The organism is Streptomyces sp. NPDC059247 (genome assembly GCF_042754005.1).
Taxonomy (GTDB): domain Bacteria; phylum Actinomycetota; class Actinomycetes; order Streptomycetales; family Streptomycetaceae; genus Streptomyces.
The window spans coordinates 150,672-162,561 of sequence record NZ_JBHYZW010000013.1 but is presented as its reverse complement, the minus strand read 5'-3'; the positions used below and the strand labels follow the sequence as shown (position 1 = coordinate 162,561).

Here is an 11,890-nt window from a genome sequence, read left to right as displayed (position 1 = left end):
CGCCCATCCCGGGCACGCCCGGGACCCGCCGAAGGAGGACCATGACACCGCAGAACGTGACCGGCCGGTACTTCGACGTCCCCAGCGGCCAGCTGTACGCCCACGTCCGCGAGAGCGAGGGCATTGCCCTGGTCCTGTTCCACTACTGGGGAGGCTCGCGCCGTACCTGGATGCCGGTCCTGCGCCCCCTGGACCCGGCACTGCCGTTCACCGCATACGACCAGCGCGGGTGGGGCGACTCGGCCGACCTGCCCGGCCCCTACGGCCCGGACCGCCTCGCCGACGACGCCCAGCAGGTCCTCAGCAAGCTCGGCCACGACCGCTTCGTCCTGGTGGGGCACTCCATGGGCGGCAAGGTCGCGCAGATGGTTGCCGCCCGCAAGCCAGCCGGTCTGGCCGACGTGGTCCTCGTCGTACCGGCCCCGGCCGCACCCGTCGCCGTCACCGAGCTGATCCAGGACAACGCCTCCCACGCCTACGACAGCGAGGCGACCGTCGCCGCCGGGATCGACCAGATCCTCACCCACCGCGAGCTCGCCGACAAGCTGCGTCGCCAGGTCATCGAGGACAGCCTGCGCGTCGGCTCCGAGGCCCGCCTCGAATGGCCCCGCCACGGCATGGTCCAGGACGTCTCCGCGGGCGTGGGCGACATCGATGTGCCCGTACTGCTCCTCGTCGGCAGCCACAACAAGATCGACCCGCTCGGAGTGCTGAGCAGCCACCACCTGCTGCCGACCATCCGCACCGCCCTCGACGGCGCCGACCACCTGTCCCCGCTGGAGGTCCCCGACCAGGTCGCCGCTCACATCGCCGCGTTCACCGCGTCCCTGTAGACCCCTCGGCCGCGCGGCCCGCCCCGCACGCCCGAGGCGCCCATCGCCGCGAACCGCGACCGCCCAGGCCGCAGCCCTGCACCGACACGCCAAGGAGCACACCATGACCGCAACGCCCGCGAACGTGTTCGAGCACTTCGACCTGCCCGACACCGAGCTGACCCGGGCCAGCGACGCCTACGCCGAGAAGTCGACCGCCGACTTCGTCTACAACCACAGCGTCCGCAGCTACCTCTTCGCCCGCGCCCACGCACGGGCCCAGGCACGGCGCCCCGGCGCGGACTACGACGACGAACTGCTGTTTGTCGCCTGCGTCCTGCACGACATCGGCCTGAGCGAGGACGGCAACGGCGACCAGCGCTTCGAGGTCGACGGCGCCGACACCGCCGCCGCGTTCCTGCGCCGGTACGGCGTCGACGAACAGCGCATCGCCATCGTGTGGGACGCCATCGCCCTGCACACCTCCGAAGGCATCGCCCCTCGCAAGGGCACCGTCGCCGCCCTCGCCCAGGCCGGTATCGGCACCGACATCATGGGCGCCCGGCGCGAGAACCTGCCCGACGGCCTCGCCGACGACGCTCACACCCTTCTGCCGCGCATGGACCTCGGCTACGCCCTCACGGACGCCATCCTCGCCCAGGCCTTCGCCAAGCCGCACAAGGCGTCCCCGATGAGCTTCCCCGGCGAACTGCTGCGCCTGCACCTGCCCCACGGATCCCGCCCGACCTGGAACGACATCCTCGCCGGTGCCGGCTGGGGCGACCGCCCCACCGGAGCCGGCGCCCGACCTCGCCCCCAAACCCCCCAGGCACTGGCCGAGTTCTTCACCCGGTACCTGGCGGCGGGCGACCTCGACGGCCTGCTGTCGCTCTACGAACCCGACGCCCACTTCGCCCCCACCCCCGGAACCCACCTCACCGGCGCCGACGCGATCCGCGAGGGGCTGCGCCACCTCATCGACGCCGGCGCCCGCCTGACCCTCGAACTGCGCGACATCCGCCAGGTCGGTGACATCGCTCTCGTGTCGAACCGCGCCACCCTCACCGGCCTGGGCCCCGACCCGCTCACCACCGACACCACCGAGGTCGTGCGCCGTCAGCCCGACGGAAGCTGGGCCCACGTCATCGATGACCCGTTCTTCCACTGACTGGGAACCCTCAGACCATGTGTGGACTACCACCGTGACCGGCGGCACCGCCGCCTCCCCTGTCAACTCTCATACCTGGAAGCCTCGTTACGGAGCCGTGAAGACGGTAATGGGGAGGCCGGAGCATCTTCATGCCCCCCAGTGATCGTCTTCTCCCACAGCCGTGACGTGACGTCGAGTCCCGGCCCGTGGCTGCGGGCCGGGAACGTCGGGGTCGGCTGGTGGCTCGGGCGGCGGCCTCGATGAGCTGTGCGGTGGCCCTGGAGCGGCTGATCATCGCCACGTGCGACGAGGTCGGCACTTCGACGACTTTGCGGAAGTCCGCACGGCGGTACATACAGCGTTGGGTCGCGGGAGGGATCCTCCTGTCCCGGCCGCCTGGGCCAGAGCGACGAGCGCGACCGACACCGCGCCCCAGGCGAGGCCGGGGACCGCGGCCAGGTCGGGGGCGGTGAAGGAAGGCAGGGAACCGGGGATGGAAGCGATGTCCCTGACCAGCTCCACGTCCACGGACAGCACCGCGACACCCACGCTGACCACGACCATCGCCACCAGCAGCGCGACCGGTGCCAGCCGCTTCACCGCCCGAGTCGCCGCCCAGACGGCGACAGTCGCCACGGCGACGAGCGTCGCTGCCCCCTTCCAGTCACCGACATGCACCAGCCAGTCCCCGAGCTGGTACAGCTTGTTGTGCCCCTGCGGCTCGAAGCCGGTCGCGTCCTTCAGGACGCCGGTGATGATCTGCAACGCGATGCCCGTGGAGAACCCGGTCATCACCGGATTGAAGCCGGCGATCGCCGCGTACGCCATCCCCTCCGGGATCGAGAACAGACCCGTGACCGCACCCGAACTGGCATCGGAGACAGTCGGCCGCCCCAGCCGCTTCAACCGCACGCTCACCCCGTACCTTCCCGCCCGACCCGTCCCTCTGATCAACAAGCCTGACGGCCAAGGATCCCGTGCACGATCCGAGCTCGCCCATCCGAGCGACCACTCCAGCAGGACGGCCCACCCCCTGGGATCTCGGGCCAGCCGTCGCACAGGCCAGAGGGCAACATATGTTCATGGTGCGTAGTAGCGGGCATGGGGTACCGGACGAGCCACTGGTGACCTGAGTCGGAGATTCGTTGTCAGTCGGGTATGGGTCGTCCGGGTCCGAAGATTCCGCCGTTGTCGGTCACTGCCGCCCAGCGGATGGTGTGGGAGGGCTGGTTACGTCGTCGCACGACGGCTCAGGCTTTGGCCCAGCGGTCGCGGATCGTACTGGAGTGCGCGGAAGACCACTCGATCATGGAGGTGTCCCGTCGGCTGCGGATCGCTCCGGAGACGGTCCGCACCTGGCGGCGGCGCTCATCGAGCGGGGCTTGGACAGCTTGTGCGACGATCCGCGCCCCGGCGCCCCCCGGAAGATCACCGACGCCGACGTCGAGCGGGTCATCGTCAAGACCCTCGAGGAGACACCGAGACACGCGACCCGCTGGTCGACGAGGTCGATGGCCGCAGCGACAGGGATGTCGCAGTCGAGCATCTCGCGGATCTGGCGGGCGTTCGCACTGGCCCGCACCGTTCACAGGCCTTCAAGCTGTCGACGGATCCGCCCTCCATCGACAAGGTCCGCGACGTCGTCGGCCTCTGTCTCGACCCGACCGAGAAGGCCCTGGTCCTCTGTGTGGACGAGAAGTCGCAGCTCCAGGCCCTGGACCGGCCCCAGCCCGTCCTGCCGATGATGGCCGGAGTCCCCGAACGCCGCAGCCACCACTCCATCCGCGTCGGCACGACCACCCTCTTCGCCGCCCTTGAGGTCGACACCGGCAAGGCGATCGGCTCCCTCCACCGCCGCCACTGGGCGGCGGAGTTCAAGAAGTTCCTGACCAAACTCGAGCCGGAGGCGCCCGAGAGCTTTGACCTCCACCTGATCCTGGACAACTACGCGACCCACAAGACGGCCGACGTCAAGAAGTGGTCACTGTCCCACCCACGGTTCCACCTGCACTTCACACCGACCAGCACGTCCTGGCTCAACCCGGTCGACTGGTGGTTCGCCGAACTGACCCAGAAGAACTCAAGCGCGGCGCCCATCGCTCCACCCAAACCCTCCAACACGACATCCGGGCCTGACTCGCCCACTGGAACGAGCACCCCAGACCCTTCATCCGGACGAAGACCGCCGACGAGATCCTCGACAAAGCCGCCGCCTACCGCCGACGAATCTCCGGCTCAGATCACTAGCCCGTGTGGGCTATCCCCCGATCGGGGGAATCCATGACGATCATTCACCCTTGCGGGTGGTCGCCGTGCCATGTCCAAGATCCTTTTCTGGAACGTTGATCCGGAGTGCCGCGCTGGCGTGGCGATGGATACGAGGAACGGGAAGAGCTGTGTACGAGTGGCTGCGGGAAACTCTGGTGGACCGGCTCCGGCTGCCGGCGGACGCCGTGACGGCCGGGGCGACGCTGGACGAGGCGGGGCTCGATTCCCTGGCCGTGACGGAACTCGTCATGATCGTCCAGGAGGAGTGGGGTGTCGTGGTGGACGAGGACGAGCTCGCCGCGTGCGCCACGGTCGATGCCGTGGCCGCGCTGGTCGAGCAGGGCCGCCAGCAGCACGCCGCACGGTGACCGGCGCACGGAACGGCGGCGCTCCGGCGGCGGTGCTGTGCGGCCTGGGTGCGTGGCTGCCGCCCACGGTGGTGCCCAACACCGAGGTCGCGGAGCGGCTGGGAGTGACGGACGACTGGATCCATCAGCGCACAGGAGTGCGCAGCAGGCGTCGGGTGGACCCGGGGACGGCGACCATCGGCATGGCTGTGGAGGCCGGGGCACGCGCCCTGAAGTCACAGGGCCACGGGCAGGCCGACGCCGTTCTGCTGTCGACGGCGACGCCCGACCGGTTGATCCCTTCGTGCGCGCCCGAGATCGCCTCCCGCCTCGGGCTGACGGGTGTGGCCGCGTTCGATCTCGGCGCGGCCTGCTCCGGGTTCGTGTACGCCCTGTCGGTGGCCGCGGGCTACATCGCCGCCGGAACCGCGGAACGGGTCCTCGTGATCGGAGCGGACACGATGTCCGCCGTCACCGATCACGAGGACCGGACAACCGCCGCGATCTTCGGCGACGGCGCGGGGGCGGCTGTGCTGCGGGCCGGGCGCCCAGACGAGCCCGGGGCTCTCGGACCGTTCGTGCTGGGCAGCGACGGAACCGGCGCGGGCCTCCTGGGCAACCCGCGGGGAGGTTCTCGTACCCGGTACGACTACACCGCCGCCGAACCGCGTCCCTACGTGCGCATGGAGGGGCGGCAGGTCTTCCGGCACGCGGTCGAGCGCATGGGCGCGGCGATCGGTGAAGCCGCCGACAGCCGTGGCTGGGACTTGCCTGCCGTCGACCGCGTCGCGATCCACCAGGCGAACGCACGTATCTGCCAGGCGTTGTCGACCAGACTCGCCGTGCCGGAGGAACGCTGGCTCGCGAACATCGACCGTGTGGCCAACACGTCCTCGGCTTCGGTGCCGCTGCTGCTGGACCACTCGGTTCGCGACGGTTCTCTCGCGTCCGGTGCGCGCCTGGTGATCGCGGCGTTCGGGGCTGGTCTGACCTGGGGGGCCACCACTGTCGTGTGGCCTGAACTGACTCCGGGTGAATGAAAGGACGGACATGAGTGAGGCAGCCGCCACCTACCCGGCGGTCGACCGGACGATCCGCGAGATGGAGGAGGTCGTCCACTACCTTCACATCGGGGCGGCCGTGGAGATGCCCGGTGCGCCACCCGGCATCGACACGGTCCTGGATCAGGTGCGGCGGCGGCTTCCCCTGCTGCCTCCCCTGGCAGACTGCGGTGACCATCTCGCCGACCATGTGCGCGAGCTCTCCGTGCCGGGCTGCCGCTCGGGTGAGTGGTCGCGGGCCTACGACGCTCTGGTCAATCTCCCCGCTCCCGCGTGCGCTCAACGGCCCTGGGGGGTATGGCTGGCCGCCGGGGACGACGGGGACGGGTACGTCCTGTGCTACCGCGCCCACCACGCCCTCCACGACGGGGTCGGTCTGATGCGGCTGGCCCGCCTGCTGTTCGCCCTCGCCGAACCCGCCGCAGCCGCCTCGGTACCGGAACGCCACAGAGAACCCCCCGCCCTCGGCCCGCGCGTCCGCGGACAGTTGCGCACAGCCGTGACCTCCACTCGTCTGCTGGTGCGGGAACCGCGACGGCCTTTGCTGCACGGCACGCCGGACAACCGGCGAGTGCTCACCTCGGCCGTGGTGCCCGTCGCACGCCTTCGCTCGGCGGCGCGATCGCTGGGGTGCTCGGTCCTGGACGTACACGTCGCCGCTCTGACCCGGGTCGCGGAGGAGACCGATCCCACCGGCTGGACGGCGGAGGGCAGGCGCACCCGCGGCATCGTCCTGCCCGTGTCCCTGGACCAGGTGGGCGTGACCCCCTACACCGGGAACCGCTTCGCGATGGCCCTGGTCGACCTTCCCTGGGAGCACAGCGACCTCGGCGAGCGCGCCAGGATCATCGCCCGCCACACCAGTCGGCTCCGGGATCCAGGTGTCCGCTGGGCCATGGGCAAGACCATGGGACGGCTCGACGTCACCGGTGTCCGCACGCTCTCCGGGCGGCTCTTCGCACGCGCCGGTATGCAGACCACCGTCCTGGGCTTCACCGCCGACATCGGCTTCGCCGGGCGCCGGGCCACCCGCTTCACCAATCTGAACTGCCTCCCGGCCCCCTTCCCCTACCAGTCGGCGCTCACCCTGTGGCGCGACGAGGCCGTCTGTTCCTTCACGGCGGACACCGCGCTGCCCGCCGCCGAGAAGCTGGCCGACCGGTGGCTCCAGGCGGTCGACGTCCTGGCCCCGGCCGCGTCCACCGCTCCGTGACGCACCGACAGCCGCACCTCTGCTACCGCACCGTGCGCGCCGCCATGCGGCTGGTCGGCCGTACCCGGTGCCCCGTGACGGTCACCGGCGTGGAGCACATCCCTGCCACCGGGCCCGTCATTCTGGCCGGGAACCACCTCGCCGTCTGCGACACCTTCTTCCTCTACGCCGCCGTCCCTCGCGCGGTCGCCGTCCTCGGCAAGGAGGAGTACTTCACACGGCCCGGCGTCGGAGGAAGGCTCCTGGCGCGGTACTACCGCCGCCTCGGCGTACTGCCGGTCGACCGGTACGGCGGGCCGTCAGCCGCCCGCGCCGTCCTGGACACAGGCCACGGGGTCCTGCACGGCGGCGGCCTCCTCGCGCTCTACCCCGAAGGCACCCGCTCACCCGACGGCAGGCTCTACCGAGGACGCCCGGGCGCCGCCGCCCTCGCCCTCGTCACCGGCGCGCCCCTCCTCCCCTTCGGCATCACCGGAACCGACCGCGTACAGCCCATCGGTACCACCCGGCTGCGTCCCCACCCCGTCCGGATCCGGTTCGGGCCGCCGCTCGACGCCCGGGCTCTGGTCCAGGGCCACGGGCGCCGCGCCGACGGATTCCCGACCACCGCGGCACTGCGGGAGACCACGCTCCACCTCATGCACCGCATCGCTGACCTCTCCGGGCAGGATTTCCTCGACCTGCCGGCCCCCCGCAAGGCACCCCCGGCCTGGCACTCACCCCATCAGGAGGGCTGACTCCGTCCGATCCCCGACTTCGTTCCCGGCCCACGACAGCACCCGCCAGCCTGCCGTCGGCGTGCCCTCCACCACGACGACACCCGTGTTGGGGACCTCGTTCTCCAGAGCGAATCCGATGCAGACGTTGTACGTTCGCGCCGCCGCCCAGATCCGGATCGCCGTGCCGTGCGTCACCAGCGCGGCGACGCGGGCCCCGCAGCCCGCAGCCTCAGCGGTCACCGCGTCGAAACGGCCGAGGAAGTCCCTCCCGTCCGACGCCCCCGGCATCGGAACGTCGGGACGCCCGCACGCCCACGCCGAGGCCACCGCCGCGTACCTGCTCACGTCGTCCCCCTCGGTGCTCAGCTCCCAGACACCCGCCTCCAGTTCGCGGAGCCCGTCGCGCACCGCAGGCCGCAGTCCGAGCGCCGAGGACAACGGCCCCGCCGTCTGACGGGCCCGTGTGAGAGGCGAGACGAACACCGCCCCGATCGGCTCCTCCCGCAGAACGTGGACCAGATCCTCGGCCTGCCGGTGCCCCACCTCGGTCAAGGGCGACCCAGGGGCCGCCGTATCGAGGGCGGCCGCCAGGTTCGCGGCCGTCTGGCCATGACGAATCAACAACAGACGCATCTGCCCTCCAGAGGCAATCGACCACCATCGGGCCGCTCACCCCCTCAACGGCGCTCACAGCACTGGACGTGGCGCCCTCGACCAGGAATTCACCCGGACAGGCCGGAGGCCCGTACGGAACACGAACGTCGGCCCGGCCCACCTGACCACCCGTGCCTCCCAGCCGCTTCTCCGGCGGTCCGTGCCTCCCGGGGACGGTCTGGAGGAACGACTACGACCCGGACACCACGGCTCTGTGTGACTGCCGGGCGCCATGGTGGTCCGGGGTGTGTGGCTGGTGGTGCTAGATCTCGCGGAGCCTGAAACTCTGGTTGGAGTCGCCGCTGCAGCTGTACTGGATGATGCCCGCCCCGGCCGCCTCATCGGCGTTCTCGACGTCGAAGCACCTGAGATCGATGGTGTGGATCGTGGACAGTCCCGTGCCGGCCGGGAAGGTGAGGAAGGTCTGGGTGAACCTGGGGAGCGATCCGCACGGGTACTGGATGATCTTCGTCCCGTTGCCGCGCTTCGCGGCCTCCAGGTCGAGGCACAGGTTTCCGGCGGTGCGGATCTCCACACCGCCGGAAACGGTGTTCACCCAGAAGCGCTGGGTACGGGAGTTGCTGTCGCAGTCGGCCTGCACGAGGGGAGCACCGCTGTCCTGGGTCCGCACGTCGAAGCACTTGTTCGCGAAGGTCTCGACCGAGACCTGGGTTCCCGGCGGATCGGCCGCCACGGCGGCCTCCGGCGAGGCCAGGGCCGCCGGACCGGTGAGGGCTCCTACGGCAGCGGCCAAGACGGCCAGAGCGGTCAGCGCCTTGTGTCGTGTACGCATGGCAGCACCTCGGTTCTCTCGTTCTTCGGGACAGCGTGCCGTGACGGTCCTGCCCCACCGGCAGGAGGATGCTTGCCGGTCGACGCCGTGGAAAACGGTCCGGGCCACCGAGTTCAGCCTTTCGGATGAGGCCATCACGGGGCCTGACGCAGCGCCGAGCAGGGGTTCCTCCCGTACCACCGCCTCTCCGCCCACCACGGCAACCGGCCGCAGGCTCTCCACATGAGCTCCCGCCCTATCCGCTCTCTCTGTCCTCCGTCACCCGCGCCGGGCGTGGACCCGGGGATGGCCACCAGTACCTCGGGGTGGCCGGCTTGTTCACCGCACCCGCGCAGGCCGCTGCCGTGAGCGAGCCTCTCCCTTTCCCGGGAAGGTACTCAGCATGATGTGCCGTCGGACCCACTGGACCGGCCGTTCCTCCCGGGTGTGGGGAGGAGCGGCCGGTGATGGGCCGGTCCGGCCCTGTCGGTGCGGGGGTGTGTCAGGTGCAGTTGATGAGGAGTGCGGTGGTGGCGGTGCAGGTGCGTGACGCGGTGTCGTTGACGGGGTTGGGGTCGGTGGGTGTGCTGGTGGTGCGGGTGGCGGTGACGGTGTAGGAGGTGCCGAGGCTGAGGATGGCGACGGGCACGGTGATCCGACGGGTGGTGGTGGCGCCGGGGGCGAGGGCGGTGGTGGTGCAGGTGGCCTTGCCGGTGGTCAGGGTGCAGTCGGGGCTGGTCGCTCCGGTGGGGGTGGGCAGGTCCAGGGTGACGGTGGCGGAGGCGAGGGTGTGGGGGCCGTGATTGGTGAGGGTCAAGGTGTAGTCGATACGGCCATTGAGCAGGCCGGGGCGGGGGGTGGCGGTCAGTTCCACGCCGAGGTCGGCGAGCGGACGTTCGGCGATCGCGATGTCGACGGGGGTGGTGCCCACGGGGATGCCGCTGGTGGTGTGGGTGGTGGTGTCGATCACGGAGAGGGTGGCGGAGTTGCCGTTGGCGGTGTACACGTGGCGGCCGTCGGGGGTGATAGCCACGCCTCGGGGGGTGTTTCCGGAGGCGGTGGTCGCGATCACGGTGTTCGTCGCGGTGTCGATCGTGGCGACGGTGGCGCCCTGGCCCCGGGAGACGTAGACGTGTGCGCCGTCCGGGGACGCGGCGACGTCGTACGGACCGTCGGTAAGGGGAATGCCGGCGGACACGGTGCTGGTGGCCGTGTCGATGACGGCGACGGAGTTGGCGTAGGGGCGGGTGACGTAGGCGCGGCTGCCGTCGGGGGTGAAGGCGACGCTCTGGGGGAATCCGCTGACGTTGATCGTTGCGGTCACGGTGTTCGTCGCGGTGTCGACCACCGATACCGAGCGGGCGTTGTAGTTGGTGACGTAGGCGCGGCTGCCGTCCGGGGAGACGGCCACGTCCTGGGGGGCGCTGCCGACGGCGATGGTGGCGGTGACCGTGTTCGCCGTGGTGTCGATGACCGTCAGCCGCTGAAGGGCGCTGTTGACGACGTAGGCGCGCGTCCCGTCGGGTGAGACGGCGATGCCGTTGGCGCCGTTGCCGACAGCAATGGTCGCGGTGACCGTTCCCGTCACGGTGTCGGTCACGGTGACGGAGCCGGCGTTCCCGTTGCTCACGTAGAGGCGGGCTCCGTCCGGGGAAGCGGCCACGCCCTTGGGCCCGTCGCCGACCGGGAAGGTCGACATGACGGTTTCAGTGCCGGTGTCGATCACAGAGACCGTGTCGTCGCTGTAGTTCGTCACGTAGGCGAGCGGCGCCTCAGCCGTGATCCGTGCCGCCGGGGCGGAGTACGCGGTCGGTACCGCGGCGGTCAACGACGCCATGGCGAGGCCGAAGGAACCGGCGATCGCGAGGAATCGGCGGCCGGGCCGCTTCCAGGGCCAGACGGATGCTATGGGCAGGCTCATACGGCGGGTTCCTCTCGTCGGGCCCCGGTGTGGGAGCGCGTGGCCAGGTGGCCGACCGGTGGCCCGTGTGGCGATGTCGTGGATGTGGGTCAGACGGTGGTGCGGCGGGTCACGTGCCGAACAGAGCGGGGGCCGGGGTGACGGCCTGACCGAGGGGCATTCCGGCCTCCCGGGTTTCGGGGCCGTGCCGGGACACGGTGTCGGTTCGGGGGTACTGATCAGTCCTGAGCCGACCTTGTGCGGAAAGGACTCGTAGCCACCGACCGGGGGCGATGTCCTGGGACGGGCCGCGGCCCATAGGTCTCTTCCCGGCGGTTGGCGCGGGCCGCCGCCGTCGGGGGACCCGTTCCTGCGGTGCCCTGGCTGCGGGACCTTCTGTCTCGCCCCGGCGGCCCCTCGGCGGCGCGCTCCCTCACCCCCACTCCCCTCGCCATCGGTATGGCGCCCGGTGATCACTGTGGTGCCTCCCGCGCCGGTCTGATCGCGACCGTCCACACAATCATCCGAACGAATGATCACTAGGTCATGTGTTCAATTTTTGGCCGCACTGTTCCCGCGGATCAACGGATGGGGTGCCCCCGTGTCGTACCCGCATACATGGGGATGGCGGTGCGGGAGCTCCTGTCGGCACCAGCGGTCAGAACGGCCGTGGCGGAGCCGGTGGAGGGTCCGACCCCAACCCTCAGGCCGTGTCCGGCGCTGACAGGGCGACTGACGGGCGGCAGCCCGTTCGGACACCGACGGCCGGGGCGCCGACCGTCGGTGCGGCCTCGCCGCCTGCTCGCCCCCGCCCTCTTCTGCGGCACCGGCACCCTCGCGCCGCAGGCTGCCGGTACACCCGCCGGGCCCACGCTCGTCGACTTGGAGAGTGGCCTTCGGGACGAGAGGGTCGAACCGGAACCCGCCGCCACGCCCCACCGACGCCGCTCCCGCCCGGTCTCACGGCGTGGGCGACGGTGCCCATGGAGGACCG

The 11,890-nt window shown here is 70.8% G+C and carries 10 protein-coding genes and 3 pseudogenes; 9 read left to right on the top strand and 4 right to left on the bottom strand.

Annotated elements, in window-relative coordinates:
* Positions 1 to 41 precede the first annotated feature (41 nt).
* Positions 42 to 833: an alpha/beta fold hydrolase gene (locus ACFXGN_RS23045; RefSeq protein ID WP_384862241.1), complete on the top strand. Its 792-nt coding sequence runs from the start codon at positions 42 to 44 to the stop codon at positions 831 to 833.
* A 103-nt stretch (positions 834 to 936) separates the two neighbouring features.
* Positions 937 to 1,980: an SgcJ/EcaC family oxidoreductase gene (locus ACFXGN_RS23040; protein WP_384862239.1), complete on the top strand. Its 1,044-nt coding sequence runs from the start codon at positions 937 to 939 to the stop codon at positions 1,978 to 1,980.
* Between the two features lie 273 nt (positions 1,981 to 2,253).
* Here ACFXGN_RS23040 and ACFXGN_RS23035 read toward each other — a convergent pair whose 3' ends face one another.
* Positions 2,254 to 2,880 (bottom strand): SulP family inorganic anion transporter, encoded by a 627-nt coding sequence (locus ACFXGN_RS23035; RefSeq protein ID WP_384862236.1) that lies wholly within the window; start codon positions 2,878 to 2,880, stop codon positions 2,254 to 2,256.
* Positions 2,881 to 3,120: 240 nt separating this feature from the next.
* Between ACFXGN_RS23035 and ACFXGN_RS23030 the strand changes: the two are divergent.
* The 7 genes and pseudogenes from ACFXGN_RS23030 to ACFXGN_RS23000 form a co-directional block, all read left to right on the top strand.
* Positions 3,121 to 3,282 (top strand): annotated as a pseudogene (locus ACFXGN_RS23030) (IS630 family transposase); the annotation flags it as partial.
* Positions 3,249 to 3,461, top strand: a pseudogene (locus tag ACFXGN_RS23025) (hypothetical protein); the annotation flags it as partial. The pseudogenes ACFXGN_RS23030 and ACFXGN_RS23025, both read left to right, overlap by 34 nt.
* Positions 3,404 to 4,246 (top strand): annotated as a pseudogene (locus ACFXGN_RS23020) (IS630 family transposase); the annotation flags it as partial. The pseudogenes ACFXGN_RS23025 and ACFXGN_RS23020, both read left to right, overlap by 58 nt.
* Positions 4,247 to 4,358: 112 nt before the next feature.
* On the top strand, positions 4,359 to 4,598 hold the full coding sequence (locus tag ACFXGN_RS23015) for an acyl carrier protein (RefSeq protein ID WP_384862233.1): 240 nt from the start codon (positions 4,359 to 4,361) through the stop codon (positions 4,596 to 4,598).
* The gene (locus ACFXGN_RS23010) at positions 4,595 to 5,617 is read left to right on the top strand and encodes a beta-ketoacyl-ACP synthase III (RefSeq protein WP_384862230.1); all 1,023 of its coding nucleotides are present in this window, start codon (positions 4,595 to 4,597) and stop codon (positions 5,615 to 5,617) included. Before ACFXGN_RS23015 ends, ACFXGN_RS23010 begins: the two co-directional genes overlap by 4 nt.
* Before the next feature lie 10 nt (positions 5,618 to 5,627).
* Entirely contained in the window at positions 5,628 to 6,851 is a 1,224-nt protein-coding gene (locus ACFXGN_RS23005) for a hypothetical protein (protein WP_384862226.1), read from the top strand.
* A complete protein-coding gene (locus tag ACFXGN_RS23000; RefSeq protein ID WP_384862223.1) occupies positions 6,848 to 7,588 on the top strand; it encodes a lysophospholipid acyltransferase family protein in 741 nt (246 codons plus the stop codon). Before ACFXGN_RS23005 ends, ACFXGN_RS23000 begins: the two co-directional genes overlap by 4 nt.
* Here the strand turns inward: ACFXGN_RS23000 and ACFXGN_RS22995 are convergent.
* The 3 genes from ACFXGN_RS22995 to ACFXGN_RS22985 all read right to left on the bottom strand — a co-directional run bounded on the left by ACFXGN_RS22995 (position 7,568) and on the right by ACFXGN_RS22985 (position 10,917).
* Positions 7,568 to 8,203 carry a histidine phosphatase family protein gene (locus ACFXGN_RS22995; protein WP_384862220.1) on the bottom strand — a complete coding sequence of 212 codons (636 nt, stop codon included), beginning with the start codon at positions 8,201 to 8,203 and terminating at the stop codon, positions 7,568 to 7,570. The genes ACFXGN_RS23000 and ACFXGN_RS22995 overlap by 21 nt on opposite strands.
* 283 nt (positions 8,204 to 8,486) lie before the next feature.
* Complete coding sequence (locus tag ACFXGN_RS22990; protein ID WP_384862218.1) at positions 8,487 to 9,017, bottom strand: RICIN domain-containing protein; 531 nt, start codon at positions 9,015 to 9,017, stop codon at positions 8,487 to 8,489.
* 481 nt (positions 9,018 to 9,498) lie between these two features.
* Positions 9,499 to 10,917, bottom strand: coding sequence for a beta-propeller fold lactonase family protein (locus ACFXGN_RS22985; RefSeq protein WP_384862215.1), 1,419 nt, complete (start codon positions 10,915 to 10,917; stop codon positions 9,499 to 9,501).
* Positions 10,918 to 11,890: the final 973 nt, after the last annotated feature.